This is a genomic window from Streptomyces sp. CNS606 (genome assembly GCF_000426325.1).
Map to the genome: position 1 here is coordinate 87563 of NZ_AUFD01000021.1, position 19716 is coordinate 107278.

The following is a 19716-nucleotide window of genomic DNA, read 5'->3' on the forward strand; positions in this document are numbered from 1 at the left end:
GCTGCCTCACTGCTTCCGTGGCTGGAGGTGCTCCCGCTCCTCCTCCTCGCCCCGGTGCTCCGCCTCGATCCTGGTCAACTCACTAGTGTCCGCACGACGCCGCACCTCGTTCATGTCGACGTCCTCTGCGGGGCCGATACGCAGTTCGAAGTCGCCGTCGTACTTCTCGGAGCCCGTGATGACCGCGAGCTCCACGGCCTCCTCGCCCCGCTCGCTGCGCTGGATCCTGGCGTCCTGGCGCAGGTCCTTCATCAGCGCCACGCACAGTCCGATCATCACCACGGTGAACGGCACCGCGGCGAGGATCGTCAGGTTCTGCAGACCGTCCAGCGCGGTCGTGCCGCCCTCCCCGATCAGCAGCATGATGGCGGCGACCGCACCCGTGAGAGCACCCCAGAAGATGACCACGAACCGGTGCGGCTCCAAAGTGCCCTTCTGGGAGAGCGTGCCCATGACGATGGACGCCGCGTCCGCGCCGGAGACGAAGAAGATGCCGACGAGGATCATCACGACCAGGCTGGTGACCCCGGCGATCGGGAACTCGTTCAGCACCGCGAAGAGCTGCCCCTCCGGCGTCGCCTCGCCGGCGATGCCGGCGCCGTTCTCCTGCAGCCGCATGCCGGTGCCGCCCAGGACGGAGAACCAGATGAGGCTGACCACGCTGGGCACGAGGATCACGCCGCCGATGAACTGCCGGATCGTCCGGCCGCGGCTGATGCGGGCGATGAACATCCCGACGAAGGGCGTCCAGGAGATCCACCAGGCCCAGTAGAAGACCGTCCACCCCGAGAGCCAGGTGGCGACGTCGTCTCCGGCGCTGGCCTCCGTGCGCGCCGCCATCTCCGGCAGGTCGGCGAAGTACGCCCCGATCGAGGTCGGCAGCAGGTCCAGCTGGAGCACGGTCGGTCCGGCGACGAAGAGGAAGACGACCAGCAGCGCTGCCAGCACCATGTTGATGTTGGACAGCCACTGGATGCCCTTCTCCACGCCGGAGACCGCCGACACGACGAAGCACAGGGTGAGGAACGCGATGATCGCGACCAGGAGACCCGTCCCCACGGTGGACATCCAGTCCAGCTCCTGCACGCCGCTGCCGATCTGGAGGGCGCCCAGACCCAGCGAGGCTGCGGAACCGAACAGGGTGGCGATGATCGCCAGGATGTCGATGACCCGCCCGGGGGCTCCGTTGGCCGCCTTCTCCCCGATCAGCGGAGTGAAGGTGGCACTGATGGTCTGGCGGCGGTTGCGGCGGAACGCGCTGTAGGCGATCGCCAGGCCCACCACGGCGTAGATGGCCCAGGGGTGCAGGGTCCAGTGGAAGAGCGTGGTGGCCATGGCGTCGGCCATACGGGCGCCCGCGTCCACCGGCTCGTTGCCCGGAGGTGGGTCCACGAAGTGCGTCAGCGGCTCGTTCACGCCGTAGAACATCAGCCCGATGCCCATGCCGGCGCTGAACATCATCGCGATCCACGACACCGTACGGAACTCCGGGCGCTCACCCTCCTTACCGAGCGTGATCCTCCCGTAGCGGCTGAAGGCCACCCACAACGCGAAGACGACGAACCCGGAGGCGGCGAGCACGAACGCCCACCCACCGTTGTGGATGACCACCTCGAGCAGCTTGCTCGACACGTCGGCGAGCGAGTCGGTGGAGAGACCACCCCACAGCACGAACGCCAGGGTCAGCCCCGCGCTGACGCCGAACACCACCCTGTCGGTACGGGGCCTGCGCACAGAGTGATCGGCAGGCGTGGTGCCCATCACCTCGCCCCTCGGCTCTTCGTCCTTGCGATCGTTCAGCAAGATCTCGGCCTTTCACTCGAGCCTCTGCGGTGCTCAGGGTCGGCAGGGCCGGTACCCGGCTGCCCGGTGGCACAGGAGACCGCGCCACACCCGGAGTCCGGAACGCGAGATGCGCCGCAGTTATCCGCCATCCTCTCGGTATGCCCTGATTATCGCAGCTTGTCGACCGGGAGTGGTGCCTTGGGCAACGATCCGGTGTGGCGCCGCGTCCCTCCGGGGCGGGCGCCCGGCGCACCGAGGGCTCCCGGTGCGCCGGGCGCAGCCCGGAGGGTCAGCCCTTCACGCAGACGACCTGCTTGAGCTTCGCGACGACCTCCACCAGGTCCCGCTGCCGCTCGATCACCTGCTCGATCGGCTTGTAGGCCCCCGGGATCTCGTCCACCACGCCGGAGTCCTTGCGGCACTCCACGCCACGGGTCTGCTCCACCAGATCGCGCTCGGAGAACCGCCGCTTCGCCGCGCCGCGGCTCATCCGGCGCCCGGCGCCGTGCGAGGCGGACTGGAACGCGTCGCGGTTGCCCAGGCCCTTCACGATGTACGACCCGGTACCCATCGAGCCGGGGATGATGCCGTACTCGCCGCTGCCCGCACGGATCGCCCCCTTGCGGGTGACCAGCATGTCCGTGTCCTCGTACCGCTCCTCGGCCACGTAGTTGTGGTGGCAGGAGATGACCTGCTCGAACCTGGGCTTCGCCTTGCGGAACTCGCGGCGCACCACGTCCTGGAGCAGGCCCATCATCAGCGCGCGGTTGAACCGCGCGTACTCCTGCGCCCAGAACAGGTCGTTCCGGTAGGCGGCCATCTGCGGGGTGTCCGCGACGAAGACCGCCAGGTCGCGGTCGACCAGGCCCTGGTTGTGCGGAAGCTTCTGGGCCTCGCCGATGTGGAAGTCGGCCAGCTCCTTGCCGATGTTGCGCGAGCCGGAGTGCAGCATCAGCCACACCGTGCCCTCGGTGTCGAGGCACACTTCGACGAAGTGGTTGCCCCCACCGAGGGTGCCCATCTGCTTCTCCGCCCGCCCCCGGCGGAAGCGGACCGCACTCGCCACGCCGTCGAACCGGCCCCAGAAATCGTTCCAGCCGGCGGTCGGAAGGCCGTGCAGACGCTCCGGCCGTACCGGGTCGTCGTGCATGCCCCGGCCCACCGGGATGGCCTGCTCGATCCGCGACCGCAGCCGCGACAGGTCGCCCGGCAGGTCGTTCTGCGTGAGCGAGGTGCGCACGGCGGACATGCCGCAGCCGATGTCGACGCCGACGGCCGCCGGGCACACGGCGCCCTCCATGGCGATGACGGAGCCGACCGTCGCGCCCTTGCCGTAGTGCACGTCGGGCATCACCGCGAGGCCGCGGACCCAGGGCAGGGTGGCCACGTTCTCCAGCTGGCGCAGCGCGCCGTCCTCGACCGTGGCCGGATCGGCCCACATGCGGATCGGCACCCGTGCACCGGGCAGCTCGGTGTACGACATCTCACTCAACTCCCCCGGAAGGACCCTGCGGTGCAGCGCACGAGCGTGGACGGCACCGAAGGAAGAAAAAGAACAAGTCGGACTTCGCGCCACATAGGCGCCACGCGACCGGACGGCCGTGCGGTGCGTGCGGTAGACATTGTGTTCCGTCGGCCCATACGGGCGGCAACACGTTTTCGAGCGCGGGAGGCACCGGTGCAGCGGACGGCAAGGACGCGTCTGGCGGGCGCCGCGCTGGCGTTCGCCGTGGCCGGCGGCCTCACGGCCTGCACCGGCGGCTCCGGGGGCGACGAGACGGGCGGCACGCCCGGCGACGCCACCGCCGCCGCGGAACCCGCGCCGCCGGGCCGCTACCGGACCCTCCCCGAACCGTGCGGGGCGGTGAGCCGCGACACGCTGGAGCAGATGCTGCCGGGCGCGGCCGCGAAGGCCGAGCAGGAGACCGGCGGGGAGGGCGACGAGGGGGGCTCCTCCGCCGTCCCGTCGCCGCTGGAGGGCGAGGCCGCCCTCACCTACGACACCGACCGGCGCGTGGGCTGCACGTGGCAGAGCACGACGAGCCTGGGCAGCCGACGGCTCAACGTCGACTTCGAGCGCATCGTGTCCTACGACTCCGAGGTCAGCGACGACGAGCAGGCCGAGCTGCTGTTCGAGCGGCGGGCCGAGAAGGCCGGGGTGGGTCCGGGCGAGGAACCCTCGCAGACACCGGAGCCGGACGCGGGCACCGAGACCGACGCCCAGGGCGAAGGCGACACCCCGGACGGCGGATCGGACGGCGGATCGGGCGGCGGACCCGACGCGATGGCAGGGGCCGCCCGCGACGGCGGACGCGCCGCGGCGTCCCCCGGCGAACGGTCGGAGACCGCCTCGCCCGACGGGGAGGACACCCCGGAGGACGACGGCGGCACCGGCGACGGCAAGGCCGGCGAGCCCGAGCTCGGCTCCCCCTCGCCGGAGCCCTCGCTGCCGCCCCGCAGGCTCGGCGACCTCGGCGACGCCGCCTTCCTCGACGACCGGCTCAGGACGTCGGCCGACGGCCGCAGCGCGCACCGGGACGTCGTCCTGCTCTTCCGCACCTCCAACGTGCTGGTCACCGTCGAGTACAGCCAGTCCATCGCCGACGGGCGCCGCACGCCGGAGAGCGCCGAACTCCAGGAGTACGCGCGCGACCTGGCCCAGCAGCTCGCCGAGCAGTTCACCGACGGCTGACGCCGGCCCCCGAACCCCGGTGCGCCGGAACCCCGGACGGCCGGACCCCGAAGAGAAACCGGAAGCGAAGGAACCATGCACCGAATCACCCCGCGACTGGCCCGCCGGGCCGCCTGCGCAGCCGTGGCCGTTCCCGTGCTGCTGGTGGCCGGATGCTCCTCGGACTCCGGCGACCCGGAGCCGACCGGACCCTCCTCCTCGGCGTCGGCGAGCACCGGCGGGAAGAAGCCCGACCCGGCCGCGTACAAGAGCCTGCCGGACCCGTGCAAGGCCGTGTCCGAGAAGACCGTCGAGGACGTGGTGCCCGGCACGGAGGACAAGTCCGGGAAGAACCTGGCCTCTTCGGACACCGACAGCTACGGCGCCTGCCTGTGGAGCGGCGGCAGCGGCGACATCGACGCCGACTACCGCGCCCTGACGGTGTCCCTGAAGCGGTACGACACCGACGCCTCGCTCGGCTCGGGCGACGAGCAGGCGCAGCGCTTCGTCCAGCAGGAGGTCCAGGCGGTCGAGGGCGACGAGGCGCACAAGAAGCCCGAGCAGAGCAAGGTCTCCGACGTGGGCGACGAAGCGCTGGCCGTCACCTACGAGACCGAGAAGAAGGACAACACCTACCGCGCCACCCGTGTCGTGGTCCGGGACCAGAACGTCGTCGTGACGGTCGACTACGAGGGCACCGGATTCGAGGACGCGGATCCGCCCAGCCGCGACGAGGTGCGCAAGAACGCCGAAAAGGTGGCGAAGGAGGCCTCCGGCGCCATCGAGTGACGCGAAACCGCACAGGTGTGCAAGGCTGAGCGCCGCCAGCTTCCCGAGGGTGGGGTCCACACCAGTGCAGTCCGTCGAACTCAACCGCACACACCGGATACTCGTCGGCGTCGTCGTGACCGGCGCGGTCGTCATCGCGGCCATCGGCTTCGCCGGGTCGTACGCGGCCGTGCGCGACCTGGCCGAGAAGAAGGGCTTCGGCGCCTTCGCGCCCTTCTTCCCCATCGGCATCGACGCGGGCATCGTGGTGCTGCTCGCGCTCGACCTGCTGCTGACGTGGATCCGCATCCCGTTCCCGTTGCTGCGGCAGACCGCGTGGCTGCTGACCGCGGCGACCATCGCGTTCAACGGCGCCGCCGCCTGGCCCGATCCGCTGGGCGTCGGCATGCACGCCGTCATCCCGGTGCTGTTCGTGGTCGCCGTGGAGGCGGCCCGGCACGCGATCGGCCGGATCGCCGACATCACCGCCGACAAGCACATGGAGGGCGTACGGCTCTCCCGCTGGCTGCTGGCGTTCCCGTCGACGTTCCGACTGTGGCGGCGGATGAAGCTGTGGGAGCTGCGGTCGTACGAGCAGGTCATCGCAATGGAGCAGGACCGGCTGGTGTACGAGGCGCGGCTGCGCGCCCGTTACGGCCGCGGCTGGCGTCGCAAGGCACCCGTCGAGGCGATGATGCCGCTCCGACTCGCCCGCTACGGCGTGCCGTTGACGGAGACGGGCCCCGCGGGTCTGGCGGCGGCGGGCATCACGGTGCCCGCACGGCTCACCTCCGGCACGGAGAGCGCCTCCGGCACGGACACCCCCGCACGGGCCGGACGGGCCCTGCTGCCGGGCGCCTCGGACGCGCCCGGCGCGGCACACACGAGCGGCGGAGCCGACGCGGCGCACGGCAGGGCACACGGCGGCACGGCGGCCGAGGCCCGGGGTGCGCACGAAGGCGCGGCGGCGACCTCCCTCACCAAGGAGAACGCCGCCACCGCACCGGAGGAACGACCGCCGCTGCGGGAACGCTCCGCGTACGACCACGACATGGCTGCGGAGTACGCCACCGAGTACCGCCCCGCGCCCGAGTACATACCCGCCCCGCCGCCCCAGGGCGCCCACCCCGGCGGTCACCCGGACCTCGATCCGCGGTGGGAGGAGCCGGTCGCCGTCTCCCCCACCGGCGAATACCCGCTCCCCGAGATCCCCGACGAATCCGCCGCCCCGGTGTCCTCCGCGTACGCCTACGCGGAGGACACCGGCCGCCGGCATCCGCAGGTGACCGTGCCCGTCGTCCAGGGCGGACGGCAGCGCCCGCTGGGCCGCAGCGGCGCCCCGGACGGCGGCCGCGGCGCGTACGCACCGAGCCAGCAGGAGCTGTTCGTCGAACCGGAACCGGCGCCCCCGGCCCCCGAACCGGAGCCGGGCCCGGCCCCCGCGCCGCACCCGGCACCCGTTCCGGAACCCGAGCCGGACGCGTACGGGGGCGACGAGCCGATCGGCATCCCGGACGGCGTCCCCCGCGAAGAGATGTACTACGAGGCGTACCGGCAGTTCATCGCCGCGCACGGCAGCCGCCCCACCGCGCGCGACCTCTCGCGGGCACTGCACGACGGCTTCGGTGTCACGAACGTGGACGGCAACCTGCTGAGCGAGCCGTACCTGCGCGCCTACCTGCGCGAGTTCCGCGAGCGCTACAGCTCCGAGATGGGCATCTCCATCTGACGGCGGGAGAGTTCGCTCCCCGGCCCCGCAGTCTCCCGTTGACCGCCCTCGCGAGGGCGGTCAACGGGGAGGGCTCACGCCCCCAGCAGCTTGCGGACGCGGTCCGCGCCCACCGCCAGAAGCAGCGTCGGAAGCCTCGGCCCCGTCTCACGGCTCACCAGCAGCCGGTACAGCAGGGCGAAGAACGCCCGCTGGGCCACCTTCAGTTCGGGCGTCGGCTTGGCGTCGGGCGCCAGCCCGGCCCGCACTTTCGGCACGCCGTAGACCAGCGACGTGAGCCCGTCCAGCGACCAGTGCTCGTCCAGCCCGTCGAGCAGCAGGCGCAGCGACTCCCGCTGCTCCTCGTCCAGCGAGGCGAGCAGGACGCCGTCGGGCTCGTCCCGCACCCGCGTGCGCTGGTCGGCGGGCACCTGCGTGGTGATCCAGCGCTCGGCGCGGTCCAGCCGCGGCCGGGTCTCGTCCAGGTCGCGCACGGGCCGCTCCGGGTCCAGCTCGCTCAGGATGCGGAGCGTCTGCTCCGCGTTCCCGGCGGTGACGTCGGCCACCGAGGCGAGCGTGCGGAACGGCAGCGGCCGCGGCGTCGTGGGCAACGGGCCCGCGGCCGTGGTCGAGGCGCGCAGGTGCGCGGCGAGGTCCGCCGGCTGCGCGGAGCCGTCGGCGATCTTGCGGCCGAGCGCGTCCCACTCGTCGTAGGTGCGCTGGATCTCCTGGTCGAGCGCGATCTTGAACGCCTGGTTCGGCTTGCGCCGCGCGTAGAGCCAGCGCAGCAGCGGCGCCTCCATGATCTCCAGCGCCTCGGACGGGGTCGGCACCCCGCCGCGCGAGCTGGACATCTTGGCCATGCCGCTGATGCCCACGAAGGCGTACATCGGGCCGATCGGCTGCTCGCCGCCGAAGATCTCCCGCACCAGCTGCCCGCCGACCACGAACGACGAGCCGGGCGACTGGTGGTCGACGCCGCTGGGCTCGAAGGTCACGCCCTCGAAGGCCCAGCGCATCGGCCAGTCGACCTTCCAGACCAGCTTGCCGCGGTCGTACTCGCGCAGCAGCACCGTCTCGGTGTGCCCGCACTCGCAGACGTAGGTCAGCTCGGTGCTCTCGTCGTCGTACGCGGTGACCCGGGTCAGGTCGCGCGCGCAGACGCCGCAGTAGGGCTTGTACGGGTAGTAGGGGCCGGAGCCCGAGCCGTCGTCCTCGGCAGCCGCGCCGGAGCCCTCGGCCGCCTCGATCTCGGCCGCGTCCTTCGGCTTCTGCTGCTGCTTGCCCTTCTTGCCGCCGCCCTGGCCGTTTCCGCCGCCCTGGCCGCCCTGCGCGTTCTTGTCGAGCGTGCGGTAGCGGTCGAGCACGGCGTCGATGCGGGCGCGCTCGCGCATGGCGAAAAGGATCTGCTCGCGGTAGGCGCCGGAGGTGTACATCTGCGTCTGGCTGATGCCGCGGAACTCCACGCCCAGCTCGCCCAGCGCGTCGGACATGGCCGTGCGGAAGTGCTCGGCCCAGTTCCCGTACGCGCTGCCCTGCGGCGCGGGGACCGAGGTCAGCGGCTTGCCGATGTGCTCGCTCCACGACGCGTCGACGCCCGCGACACCGGCCGGTACCTTGCGGAACCGGTCGTAGTCGTCCCACGAGATGATGTGCTCGCACGGCACGCCGCGCCGCTTGATCTCGTCCGCGACCAGGTGCGGGACCATGACCTCGCGAAGGTTGCCCAGATGGATCGGCCCGGAGGGGCTGAGGCCGGAGGCGCACACCACCGGTTTCCCGGGGGCGCGGCGCTCCGCTTCGGCGATGACGTCATCGGCGATACGGGAGACCCAGTCGGCCTCGGGGGTGGTCTGTGCCACGTCCGGTACTTCCTTCTCGTGTGTGCGTCGACAGGGGTGCGCACCCATTGTCCCATCCGGAAATCGGGTCGCGGGCCACGGTGGGCGCCGTGGGATACTGGTCGGCAATCCCTTTCCACGCCGACAGAACGGTGACCCACTCCATGGCCTCGGTCCAGTCCCTCTCCGCTGCGGTCCACCAGCGCCTCGCGGAAGCCCTCTCGGCGGCGGTGCCCGAGTCGGCGGACGCCGACCCGCTGCTGCGCCGAAGCGACCGGGCGGACTTCCAGGCCAACGGCATGCTGGCGCTCGCGAAGAAACTCAAGGGCAATCCGCGGGAGCTGGCGTCCAAGGTCGTCGAGGCGCTCCCGGCGAACGACGAGATCAAGGAGATCGAGGTCTCCGGCCCCGGCTTCCTCAACATCACCGTCGCCGACGCGGCGCTGGTGCGGACCCTGGCGGCCCGGGCGGCGGACGACCGGCTCGGCGTGCCGTACAAGACCGACCCCGGCACCTCGGTCGTGGACTACGCGCAGCCGAACGTCGCCAAGGAGATGCACGTCGGCCACCTGCGGTCGACGGTGATCGGCGACGCGGTGGTCAACCTGCTGGAGCACCGGGGCGAGAAGGTGGTGCGGCGGCACCACATCGGCGACTGGGGCACCCAGTTCGGCATGCTCACGCAGTACCTCATCGAGCACCCGCACGAGCTGGACCACGCGTCGGACGCCGCGGCCGGCGACGGTGGTGCGGACGTCGAGGGCAACGCCGCGATGGCCCGGCTGAACCGGCTGTACAAGGCCTCCCGGGTGCTCTTCGACACCGACCCGGACTTCAAGGAGCGGGCCCGGGACCGCCTGGTGAAGCTCCAGGGCGGCGACGCGCAGACCCTCGGCCTGTGGCACAAGATCGTCGACGAGTCGAAGATCTACTTCCAGGGCGTCTACGCACGGCTCGACGTCGAGATCGCCGACGAGGACGTCGTCGGCGAGAGCGCCTACAACGACGACCTGCAGGCCGTGGTGAAGGACCTCGAGGAATCGGGGGTCGCGGTGCGGTCGGAGGGCGCGCTGTGCGTGTTCTTCGACGACGTGAAGGGCCCGGACGGCACCCCGACGCCGCTGATCGTGCAGAAGTCCAACGGCGGCTTCGGCTACGCCGCGACCGACCTGGCCGCGATCCGGAACCGGATCGGCGACCTCAAGGCCGACACCCTGCTGTACGTCGTGGACGCGCGGCAGGCGCTGCACTTCCGGATGGTGTTCGAGACCGCGCAGCGGGCCGGCTGGCTGCCGGAGGGCGCGGCCCGGCAGCTGCCGTTCGGCACCGTGCTGGGCAAGGACGGCAAGCCGTTCAAGACCCGGGAGGGCGAGACCGTACGGCTGGTCGACCTGCTGGGCGAGGCGGTCGGCCGGGCGGCCGAGGTGGTCCGGGAGAAGAGCGAGAACCTGGGGCTGTCGGAGGCAGAGATCACCGAGCGGGCCTCCCAGGTGGGCGTCGGCGCGATCAAGTACGCCGACCTGTCCAACTCCATGACCCGCGACTACGTCTTCGACCTGGACCGGATGGTCTCGCTCAACGGCGACACCAGCGTCTACCTCCAGTACGCCTACGCACGGATCCGGTCCATCCTGCGGAAGGCGCCGGAGGGCGCCGAGCCCGTGGCGAAGGCGGAGCTGTCCCTGGAGCCGGCGGAGCGGGCGCTCGCCCTGCACCTGGACGACTTCGCCGACACGGTCGCGGGTGCGGCGGACCTGTACGAGCCGCACAAGCTGGCGGCGTACCTGTACCAGCTCGCGTCGCTCTACACGACCTTCTACGACCAGTGCCCGGTCCTGAAGGCCGAGGGCGGCCCGGACCAGGTCGCCAACCGGCTGTTCCTCTGCGACCTCACGGCGCGCACGCTGCACCAGGGCATGGCCCTGCTCGGCATCCGCACACCCGAGCGCCTGTAGTACGCGCCTTCGCGCTCCTCCGATGGGGTGGTCCGTCTCTCCAGACCGACCACCCCACGGATGGTCGGCGCGAAGATCGAACTGGAAACAGACACACTCCTGCGACGCTGATGCTTCGAACCGGCGCGCGCCGCGCCCCTCGCCGGTAGCATCCTCCGCGCTGACGTCACGTCACCGCCGCCGAGAGGATCGCGCATGCTGTCGAAGCCGACCCGCCGTACCGCACTGAGAGGAGCGGCCGCCGCGGCCGTCGTCGTCGGGTTCGACCCGGCCGGGCGCGCCTGGGCCGTCGAGGGGGACGGCGGACCGTTCGACGAAGTACCGCCGCTGGACGGCACGTTGCTCACCGACGACGCCTCGCGCGCCGCCGCGGCCGACGACTACGGCCACATCGTGCACCGCACACCCGCCGCCGTCCTGCGCCCCGGCTCGGTGGACGACATCGTGGCCATGGTCCGCTACTGCCGCCGCCACGGCATCGACGTCGCGCCGCGCGGCCAGGGCCACACCACCTTCGGCCAGGCCCAGGTGAAGAACGGCCTCGTCATCGAGACCACGCCGCTCGCCGGCATCGGCCCGGTACGGGACGGCCGGGTGACCGTCGGCGCCGGAGTGCGCTGGTCGACGCTCGCCAAGGCCACCCTCGAACACGGCCTCACCCCTCCCGTCTTCACCGACTACCTCGAACTCTCCGTCGGCGGCACGCTCTCCGTCGGCGGCATCGGCGGCCAGACGCACGCGCACGGCGCCCAGGTCGACACCGTCACCGAACTGGAGGTCGTCACCGGCGCCGGGGAGTACGTGCGCTGCTCCCCCGACCGGCGGCGCGACCTGTTCGACGCGGTACGCGCCGGCCTCGGCCAGTGCGCCATCGTCGTCGGCGCGACGCTGCAACTGGTCACCGCGCCGGAGACGGTGCGGCACTTCCTGCTGCCCTACGACGACCTGCACACCTTCCTGGCGGACCAGCGCCGGCTGGTCGAGGAACGCCGCTTCGCCTACGTGGAGGGACAGGTCGCCGCCGACGACACGGGCGCCTTCCGCAGCTACGTCCTGGAGGCCACGGCGTACGGCCCGCCGGCCGGGCCCGAACCGGACGACGAACTGCTGCTGCGCGGCCTCCGCCACGACCCCGCCGGAGCCACGGCCGAGACCCTGGACTACTACGCCTTCATCGACCGGCTGGGCCCGGTCGTGGAACAGCTCAAGGAAGCCGGGCTCTGGGACGACGCCCACCCATGGCTCAACCTGCTGCTCCCCGGCGACGAGGCGGAACGCCTCGCCGGAGGCATCCTCGCCGGCCTCACCCCGGCGGACGTCGGCCCGGCCGGCGTCGTCCTGCTGTACCCGCTGCAGCGCGAGGAGCTGCGCACCCCGCTGCTGAAGATGCCGCGCGACCGCGTGCCGTACCTCCTCGCCGTGCTCCGCACCTGCCCGCCGGAGGACACAGCGACGGTCGACCGGCTGCTCGCCGCCAACCGCGACGCGTACGAGACGGTGCGCGACCGGGGCGGCAAGCAGTACCCCGTCGGCTCCGTCCCCTTCGGCCGCGAGGACTGGCACGACCACTTCGGCCGCGCCTGGCCGTTCCTCGCGGCCGCGCGCCGCCGCTACGACCCGGACGGCATCCTCGTCCCCGGCCAGGGCATCTTCTGACCCCCGTCCACACGACGGTGCGGGGTGCCGTCCCCCCTCCGGACGGCACCCCGCACCGCGTCACGGCCGCCTCACGGCAGGCGCCTCACGGCAACCGCCTGCGCAGCAGCCAGAACGCGGCCGCCGTCAACCCGGCCGCGAGCCCCAACACGATGCCCGTCTCCACGAGTTGCAACGGCCAGTAGTGCGAGGCGGGGTGAAAGTCCACGTAGGACTGCGCATCACGCTGGGCGAAGCACTCCGAGATGCCGTTGGTGGGCGGCACCGGCCCTTCGAAGCACGTGGCGAGGTCGAAGCGCTCGCCGGACGGCGTGATCCCACCTCGCTCGACGATCTGGGCATCGATCGAGGGATACGTCTCCCTCCACGGACCCGTCCGCGTCACCACCGGCCACAGGTCGGGTCGGTACACGTGCCCCAGGGCCTGCGTCAGCCCCGTGACGACGGCCGCGACGGTCAGCGCGACGAGCGTGCGCCGCACCAGCAGACCCACGGTCGCCCCGAGCACCAGACCGAACAGCACATAGGCAGTGCCGGTGGGGCCCCCGGCGAGGAACCCCTCCCCCTTGAACCAGCTCGGCGGGTTGGGCGAGTGGCCCGAAAGGAAGACCCACCGGTACAGCGGCGTCAGCACCGCCATGCCGGCGACGAGCAGGACGGCGGGGACCGCCAGTCTGGTGGCCAGCCAGCGGGCCGGCGAAAGCGATTGTGTCCACGCCAGCGAGGCGGTCCCGTTCTCCAGCTCGCGCCCCACGAGCGCTGCACCGGCGAACGCGGCCACGGCGACCGGGAAGTAGGCGATGGCTCCGCCGACGAAGCCCGTCAGGAACTCGTACGCGCCACGGGCACGGATCACGTCGACGGTGCACGGCGGGTCCGGTACCCCGCACGCGGCTAGAGCGTCGCCGAGTCGCCCGCCGAACGTGTACGCCGCGAGCAGGGTGACGCCCCCGAGCGCGAGGCAGGCGAGGTAGATCCGCAGAACCGTGCGGTTCGTGGTCAGGACGGACCAGGGCAGGCCACGAGGGCGGAGCCCGAGGGGCAGGGCGGTCACGGGGTTTCCTTCCAGTGGCGCCAGTGGTGGCGGGTCACGGCAACCGCCGCCGCAGCAGCCAGAACGCGGCCGCCACCAGCGCGGCGGCGAGTGCCAGCACGATGCCGGTCTCCACGAGCTGCAGCGGCCAGTAGTGTGAGGAGGGGTGGAACAGTACGTAGCGTTCGGCGTCGTACTTCTCCAGACAGCTGCGGACGTCGAACTCCGGCCGCGGGACCCGGAAGCACCGGTCGAAGGAGAAGCGTTCGCCCGAGGCGGTGACTCCGCCCGTCTCGACGATGTAGGCGTTGTTCGCGAGGCCGGGGTGGTTTCCGGACACGAAGACCTTCGGCCAGAGGTCGAAGCGGAAGACCGCGCCGAGGATCATCACCAACCCCGCGATGCCCACGCCTGCGGCCAGCGCGGGCAGCGTGCGGCGGAGGAGCAGTCCGGCTGCGGCACCGGCCACGAGGGCGAGAAGCAGGTATGCGGTTCCGGTCGGCCCCGTGGCGAGGTAAGGGTTGACGCCGTGCCACTCGGGGGCGAAGTCCGGGTCATCGGCCCAGCGGACCAACAGCGTCAGCGGAATCGTGCCGGCGACCAGGAGCAGCGCCGGCAGCGTCAGTTTCCCGATCAGCCAGCGGACCGGCGTCAACGACTGCGTCCAGGCCAGGGCAGCGGTGTCGTTGTCCATCTCCCGCCCCACCAGGGCAGCCCCGGCGAACCCGGCGACGGCGAGCGGCAGGAAGGCGAGCAAGCCCTGCACGAGGGCCAGGACGAAGCGGTAGGTCTCAATCTGTCGGCCCACGTCGTAGTCGCACCTCAGGTCGCCCGCGGAGCACGCGTCGGAGGTCTCGACGACGTGGGCACCGTAGAAGTGGAGGGCGACGAGCGCGGCGGCGCCCAGCACCAGGCAGCCCAGCCAGATCCGGAGAACGGCGCGGTGTGTGGTGAGGACCGTCCAGGTCAGACCACCGGGGCGAAGAGCCGCAGGCAGCAGACTCATGCGGTGGCCCCCTGCTGCGCGGGGGCGGTGCCGTCGGTGAGCAGCGGCTCCGCCGCCGGGTTGCGCAGGTGGGCGAGGATCAGCTCCTCCAGGGTGGGTTGCTCCACCTGCCAGTCGCCGTCCAGAGCACCGCGCGACCGTACGAGGGCCGTGCTGCCGCGGCCGGTGGGCCGCTGCTCCACGACGAGATGCGGGCCGAAGTCGGGCCCCCGGCCGGTCAGCAGCACGTGGGCGGCGAGGAGGTCGTCGACCGGGCCGGCGAGGCGGACGCGGCCGCCGCCGAGCAGCAGCAGGTGGTCGCAGGAGTTCTCGAGTTCCGCGACCACGTGGGAGGACATGACGACCGTGGTGCCGTGTTCGGTGGCCTCCGCGAGCAGGGCGCCGGCGAGTTCGTGGCGGGCGAGCGGGTCGAGGTCGGCCATCGGCTCGTCCAGCAGCATGAGTTCGGCGCGTTTGCCCACGGCCAGGGCGAGGGCGACCCGGGTGCGCTGGCCTCCGGAGAGGCGGCGGATCTTCGCGCCGGGTTCGAGTCCGCTCGCGTATGCGATCCGCTCGGCCGCTGCGGCGTCCCACCGGCCCGGATTCAGCTCCGCGCCGAACCGCAGCGTCTCCGTGACCGTCAGCTGCGGGTGCAGCGGCTTGCCCTGCGCGACGTAGGACACGCGCTCCCGCATGGCGGCCGGTGCGCCGCCGAGGACCCGTACGGCGCCCTCGGCCGGGCGCAGCAGCCCGGCGGCGAGCTTCAGCAACGTCGACTTGCCGGTCCCGTTCGGCCCGACGAGCGCGCAGATGCGTCCGGCGGGCAGCCGGAACGCGCAACCGTCCAGCACCATCCCCCTCCGGCGGCCGTACCGCATCCCCAGCCCGGCCGCCTCCAGGGCGGCCCCTTCCTGACTCATCCGTCCCCCTCGGGAAACTCCCGGTCCAGTGCGGCCGCGAAGAGCGCGGCCACGTCCTCTCGTTCGAGCCCGGCGCGCCGGGCCCGTCGCGCCCAGTCGGCCAGCTCCACGGCGTACGGGGAGTCGGCGGGCACGCCGCCCAGCGACCTCCGTACGAAGGTGCCGAGTCCGCGCCGGGCCTCGACCAGCCCTTCGCGTTCCAGCTCGCGGTACGCCTTGAGCACCGTGTTCGGGTTCACCGCCGTCGCCTCGACGACCTCCCGCGCGGTCGGCAGCTTGTCGCCGGGTTCCAGGAGGCCCAGCCGCAGCGCCTGCTGCACCTGCCGCACGATCTGCACGTACGTGGCGACGCCGCTGCGCCGGTCGATCCGGAACTCGACCACGCCAGCACCACCCTTTCACTAATCAAGTAGTGAAAGGGTGGTGCGCGGGGGCACCGCTGTCAACTCCCGTTGTGGAACGGAACCCACGATCGGTGCCCCACGTCCCGGACTGGTGGCCCGCCTGGCTGCCGGCCTGAACGTGCGCACGCCGCAGCGCACGCACAGGGTCAGGCGGTGCCGTAGGCGGGCCCGGCGCGCGCGGCGACGCTCAGCGCTGCGCGCGCAGCAGCTTCGCGGCCTCGACGGCCCAGTAGGTGAGGATCACGCTCGCGCCGGCGCGGGTGAAGGACGTCAGCGTCTCCAGGATCGCCGCGTCGCGGTCGATCCAGCCCTTCTCCGCGGCGGCCTCGACCATCGCGTACTCGCCGGAGATCTGGTACACGCCCACCGGCACGTCCGCGCTCTCGGCGAAGTCGCGGAGGATGTCCAGGTAGGGCAGGCCCGGCTTGACCATCACCATGTCGGCGCCCTCGGCGAGATCGAGGGACAGCTCGCGCCGCGCCTCGCGGGCGTTGCCCGCCGGATCCTGCTGGTAGGTCTTCCGGTCGCCCTTCAGCGAGGAGGCGACGGCCTCCCGGAAGGGCCCGTAGAACGCGGAGGAGTACTTCGCCGTGTAGGCGAAGAGCGCCACGTCCGTGTGCCCGGCCGCGTCCAGCGCAGCGCGGGCGTGGCCGACCTGGCCGTCCATCATGCCGCTCGGCCCGAGCATGTGGGCGCCGGCGTCGGCCTGCACGCGGGCCATCTCGGCGTACCGCTCCAGCGTCGCGTCGTTGTCCACCCGGCCCTGCGCGTCGAGGACGCCGCAGTGCCCGTGGTCGGTGAACTCGTCCAGGCACAGGTCGGACATCAGGACCAGCTCGTCGCCGACCTCGGAGCGGACGTCCCGCAGCGCCTGCTGGAGGATGCCGTCCGGGTCGGTTCCCTGCGAGCCGACGGCGTCCTTGACCAGCGGGACGCCGAACAGCATCAGCCCGCCGACGCCGGCCTCGACGGCCTCCACGGCGGCCTTCCGCAGCGTGTCCCGCGTGTGCTGCACGACGCCCGGCATCGAGGAGACCGGGACCGGCTCGCCGATCCCCTCCCGCACGAAGGCGGGCAGGATCAGGTCGGACGGCCGGGTGCGGTGCTCCGCGACCATGCGGCGCAGGGCCGGTGTGGTGCGGAGCCGCCGCGGCCGGGCGGCGGGGAAGACGCCGTGGCCGGACGGCGCGCGGTGCGGTGCGTTCACGAGGTGCGGGCCCTCCTTCGCTGCGGCCGCTTCTCGCTGGGCCGCTTCACGGGGTCGCCCGCCTCGATCTGCGCGGCCCGGCGCTGCGCGCCGAAGTCCGCCAGCGCCTCGGCGAGCTTGTGGACGGACGGCTCGGGCGACAGGACGTCCACGCGCAGCCCGTGCTCCTCGGCGGTCTTCGCCGTGGCGGGGCCGATGCAGGCGATCACGGTGACGTTGTGCGGCTTGCCCGCGATGCCGACCAGGTTCCGGACGGTGGAGGACGAGGTGAAGAGCACCGCGTCGAACCCGCCGCCCTTGATCGCCTCACGGGTGGTGGCCGGCGGCGGCGAGGCGCGCACCGTGCGGTACGCGGTCACGTCGTCGACCTCCCAGCCGAGTTCGATCAGCCCGGCGACGAGCGTCTCGGTGGCGATGTCGGCACGCGGCAGGAAGACGCGGTCGATCGGGTCGAACACCGGGTCGTACGGCGGCCAGTCCTCCAGCAGCCCGGCCGCGGACTGCTCGCCGCTGGGCACCAGGTCCGGCTTCACGCCGAAGTCGACCAGCGCCTTGGCGGTCTGCTCGCCGACGGCGGCGACCTTGATCCCGGCGAAGGCCCGCGCGTCCAGCCCGTACTCCTCGAACTTCTCCCGCACCGCCTTCACGGCGTTGAAGGAGGTGAACGCGATCCACTCGTACCGGCCGGTGACCAGGCCCTTCACGGCCCGCTCCATCTGCTGCGGGGTCCGCGGCGGCTCCACGGCGATGGTGGGCACCTCGGCGGGCACCGCGCCGTACGAACGGAGCTGGTCGGAGAGCGAGGCGGCCTGCTCCTTGGTGCGCGGCACCAGGACCTGCCAGCCGAACAGCGGCTTGGACTCGAACCAGGCCAGCCGGTCCCGCTGCGCGGGCGCGCTGCGCTCGCCGACCACGGCTATCACCGGCTGGGTGCCGTCCGCCGCGGGCAGCACCTTCGCGGACTTCAGGGTCTGCTGCAGGGTGCCGAGGGTGGCACTCCAGGTGCGCTGACGGGTGGTGGTACCGGCGATGGTCACCGAGACCGGGGTGTCCGGCTTGCGCCCGGCGGCGACGAGTTCGCCGGCGGTGCCGGTCACCGTCTCGAGAGTGCTGGAGACGACCACGGTGGAATCGCTGGAGCCGAGCTCGGTCCAGCATCTCGCGTCGGCGGTCGCGGCGTCGACGAACCGCACGTCGGCGCCGTGCTCGTCGCGCAGCGGCACACCGGCGTAGGCGGGCACGCCGACCGCGTTGGCGATGCCCGGCACCACCTCGAAGGTGATGCCCTCGTCGGCGCAGGCGAGCATCTCCCGTGCGGCGTCGGCGTCCAGCCCGGGGTCGCCCGCGACGGCACGTACGACCCGCTTGCCGCTGCGGGCGGCCGCCATGACAACATGTGCCCAATCACCTGCGGCGTCGGGGGAGTTGGGGCCATCGTGCGTCCCGGAACCGTCGTCCACCGCGCGCAGCGGGGTGTCCACGCCTGCCCGCGCATGGGTGCGCACGATGTCGTGCACCTGCGGGTCGGCGACGAGCACGTCGGCGTGCGACAGCGCCTCGACGGCGCGCAGCGTGAGCAGTCCCGGGTCCCCGGGACCGGCACCGAGAAAGGTGACGTGCCCGTGGGCTCCGTACAGGTGCGGGGCCGCTGCGGGAGCGACGGCCTGGGCGGGCGCCGGTGCGGCGGCCGCCGCGGTGGTCGGCGACGCCGTGCTGCGGTCGGCCGGCGTCTTGGCGGTGGTGGGGCTCAAAGTGCTCGCTCCCCCATCAGACCGGCCGCACCCTTGGCGAGCATCTCGTCGGCGAGTCGGCGCCCCATCCTCTGCGGGGTCGCCCTGTCGTCGGCGGACGCCGGTGCGGGACCGGTGGTGGACAGCTGCACCAGCGTCTTGCCGTCGGTGGTGCCGACGACGCCACGCAGGCGCATTTCGGTGACGGTCCGCCCGTCGCCCGGAAGGTCCGCGAGCGCCCCGACGGGTGCGCTGCAGCCGGCCTCCAGGGCGGCGAGCAGGGTGCGCTCGGCGGTCACGGCGGCCCGCGTGTGCGGGTCGTCGAGCTCGACGAGCTGCGCGGCGAGGAGTACGTCGGTCGCGACGCACTCGACGGCCAGTGCCCCCTGGCCGGGGGCGGGAAGTACGGTGTCCGGGGAGAGCAGTTCGGTGACCTCGTCGGCCCGGCCGACCCGGTTCAGCCCCGCGGCGGCGAGCACGACCGCGTCGAGCTCGCCCGAGCGCACGTACCCGATCCGCGTGTCGATATTCCCCCGGATCGGCACCGTTTCGATCACGACGCCCAGCGCCCGCGCCCAGGCCTCCAGCTGCGCCATGCGGCGCGGCGATCCGGTGCCGATGCGCGCCGGGCGGCCCGCGCGCTCGCCGCTGCGGGCGAGCTGCTCGAAGCCGAGGCCGTCGCGGGCGATGAGCGCGTCGCGCGGGTCCTCGCGAACCGGGATGGCCGCCAGGTGCAGCTCCTCGGGCTGGCTGGTGGGCAGGTCCTTCAGCGAGTGGACGGCGAAGTCGATCTCGCCGCGCAGCAGCGCGTCGCGCAGCGCGGTGACGAACACGCCGGTACCGCCGATCTGCGCCAGGTGTTCACGGCTGGTGTCGCCGTAGGTGGTGATCTGCACCAGTTCGACCGGGCGGCCGGTGAGCCGGCGCACGGCCTCGGCGACCTGCTCGGACTGGGCCATCGCCAGCTTGCTGCGACGGGTGCCCAGCCGGAGGGCGCCGGCGTCGAGGCCGGCGCCCGGGCCGGTGCCGGGGCCGCCGTGGGTGGGGCCGGTG

Annotated in this window: 15 protein-coding genes; 5 read left to right on the forward strand and 10 right to left on the reverse strand. The window is 72.5% G+C overall.

Going from position 1 to position 19716, the window contains the following annotated elements:
- Positions 1-6 precede the first annotated feature (6 nt).
- Positions 7-1761, reverse strand: a complete 1755-nt coding sequence (locus tag K304_RS29380; RefSeq protein ID WP_051308518.1) for a BCCT family transporter — start codon at positions 1759-1761, stop codon at positions 7-9.
- A 313-nt stretch (positions 1762-2074) separates the two neighbouring features.
- The gene (locus tag K304_RS0116125; protein WP_027764592.1) at positions 2075-3268 is read right to left on the reverse strand and encodes an RtcB family protein; all 1194 of its coding nucleotides are present in this window, start codon (positions 3266-3268) and stop codon (positions 2075-2077) included.
- A 195-nt stretch (positions 3269-3463) separates the two neighbouring features.
- Here K304_RS0116125 and K304_RS0116130 point away from each other — a divergent pair, with 195 nt between their 5' ends.
- The 3 genes from K304_RS0116130 (at position 3464) to K304_RS0116140 (ending at position 6953) form a co-directional block, all read left to right on the forward strand.
- On the forward strand, positions 3464-4477 hold the full coding sequence (locus K304_RS0116130) for a hypothetical protein (protein ID WP_027764593.1): 1014 nt from the start codon (positions 3464-3466) through the stop codon (positions 4475-4477).
- Positions 4478-4552: 75 nt separating this feature from the next.
- Positions 4553-5245, forward strand: a complete 693-nt coding sequence (locus K304_RS0116135; RefSeq protein ID WP_027764594.1) for a DUF3558 domain-containing protein — start codon at positions 4553-4555, stop codon at positions 5243-5245.
- 49 nt (positions 5246-5294) lie between these two features.
- The gene (locus K304_RS0116140) at positions 5295-6953 is read left to right on the forward strand and encodes a DUF2637 domain-containing protein (RefSeq protein WP_486591691.1); all 1659 of its coding nucleotides are present in this window, start codon (positions 5295-5297) and stop codon (positions 6951-6953) included.
- 74 nt (positions 6954-7027) lie between these two features.
- Here K304_RS0116140 and lysS read toward each other — a convergent pair whose 3' ends face one another.
- Positions 7028-8794, reverse strand: coding sequence for a lysine--tRNA ligase (gene lysS / locus K304_RS0116145; RefSeq protein WP_027764596.1), 1767 nt, complete (start codon positions 8792-8794; stop codon positions 7028-7030).
- A 143-nt stretch (positions 8795-8937) separates the two neighbouring features.
- On the opposite strand from lysS, the gene argS reads away from it, so the two are divergent.
- The gene (gene argS, locus K304_RS0116150) at positions 8938-10728 is read left to right on the forward strand and encodes an arginine--tRNA ligase (protein ID WP_027764597.1); all 1791 of its coding nucleotides are present in this window, start codon (positions 8938-8940) and stop codon (positions 10726-10728) included.
- A gap of 195 nt (positions 10729-10923) precedes the next feature.
- Entirely contained in the window at positions 10924-12384 is a 1461-nt protein-coding gene (locus K304_RS0116155) for an FAD-binding protein (protein WP_027764598.1), read from the forward strand.
- An 85-nt stretch (positions 12385-12469) separates the two neighbouring features.
- On the opposite strand, the gene K304_RS0116160 is transcribed toward K304_RS0116155, so the two are convergent.
- The 7 genes from K304_RS0116160 to hemC all read right to left on the reverse strand — a co-directional run bounded on the left by K304_RS0116160 (position 12470) and on the right by hemC (position 19622).
- A complete protein-coding gene (locus tag K304_RS0116160) occupies positions 12470-13438 on the reverse strand; it encodes a hypothetical protein (protein ID WP_027764599.1) in 969 nt (322 codons plus the stop codon).
- A gap of 34 nt (positions 13439-13472) precedes the next feature.
- On the reverse strand, positions 13473-14423 hold the full coding sequence (locus K304_RS33655; RefSeq protein WP_037790689.1) for a hypothetical protein: 951 nt from the start codon (positions 14421-14423) through the stop codon (positions 13473-13475).
- Positions 14420-15322: an ABC transporter ATP-binding protein gene (locus K304_RS0116170; RefSeq protein ID WP_027764600.1), complete on the reverse strand. Its 903-nt coding sequence runs from the start codon at positions 15320-15322 to the stop codon at positions 14420-14422. Before K304_RS0116170 ends, K304_RS33655 begins: the two co-directional genes overlap by 4 nt.
- Entirely contained in the window at positions 15319-15705 is a 387-nt protein-coding gene (locus tag K304_RS0116175) for a GntR family transcriptional regulator (RefSeq protein WP_027764601.1), read from the reverse strand. Before K304_RS0116175 ends, K304_RS0116170 begins: the two co-directional genes overlap by 4 nt.
- 208 nt (positions 15706-15913) lie before the next feature.
- Entirely contained in the window at positions 15914-16933 is a 1020-nt protein-coding gene (gene hemB / locus K304_RS0116180; RefSeq protein WP_027764602.1) for a porphobilinogen synthase, read from the reverse strand.
- Positions 16930-18570: a bifunctional uroporphyrinogen-III C-methyltransferase/uroporphyrinogen-III synthase gene (locus K304_RS0116185; protein WP_027764603.1), complete on the reverse strand. Its 1641-nt coding sequence runs from the start codon at positions 18568-18570 to the stop codon at positions 16930-16932. Before K304_RS0116185 ends, hemB begins: the two co-directional genes overlap by 4 nt.
- A 110-nt stretch (positions 18571-18680) precedes the next feature.
- Positions 18681-19622, reverse strand: a complete 942-nt coding sequence (gene hemC, locus K304_RS0116190) for a hydroxymethylbilane synthase (protein WP_051308521.1) — start codon at positions 19620-19622, stop codon at positions 18681-18683.
- Positions 19623-19716: the final 94 nt, after the last annotated feature.

What these genes read in the sequence shown, in the direction of transcription:
- K304_RS29380 (WP_051308518.1), bottom strand. Translation starts at nt 1,761, where the DNA reads ATGGGCACCACGCCTGCCGATCACTCTGTGCGCAGGCCCCGTACCGAC.
- K304_RS0116125 (WP_027764592.1), bottom strand. Translation starts at nt 3,268, where the DNA reads ATGTCGTACACCGAGCTGCCCGGTGCACGGGTGCCGATCCGCATGTGG.
- K304_RS0116135 (WP_027764594.1), top strand. Translation starts at nt 4,553, where the DNA reads ATGCACCGAATCACCCCGCGACTGGCCCGCCGGGCCGCCTGCGCAGCC.
- argS (WP_027764597.1), top strand. Translation starts at nt 8,938, where the DNA reads ATGGCCTCGGTCCAGTCCCTCTCCGCTGCGGTCCACCAGCGCCTCGCG.
- K304_RS0116155 (WP_027764598.1), top strand. Translation starts at nt 10,924, where the DNA reads ATGCTGTCGAAGCCGACCCGCCGTACCGCACTGAGAGGAGCGGCCGCC.
- K304_RS33655 (WP_037790689.1), bottom strand. Translation starts at nt 14,423, where the DNA reads ATGAGTCTGCTGCCTGCGGCTCTTCGCCCCGGTGGTCTGACCTGGACG.
- K304_RS0116170 (WP_027764600.1), bottom strand. Translation starts at nt 15,322, where the DNA reads ATGAGTCAGGAAGGGGCCGCCCTGGAGGCGGCCGGGCTGGGGATGCGG.
- hemC (WP_051308521.1), bottom strand. Translation starts at nt 19,622, where the DNA reads ATGGCCCAGTCCGAGCAGGTCGCCGAGGCCGTGCGCCGGCTCACCGGC.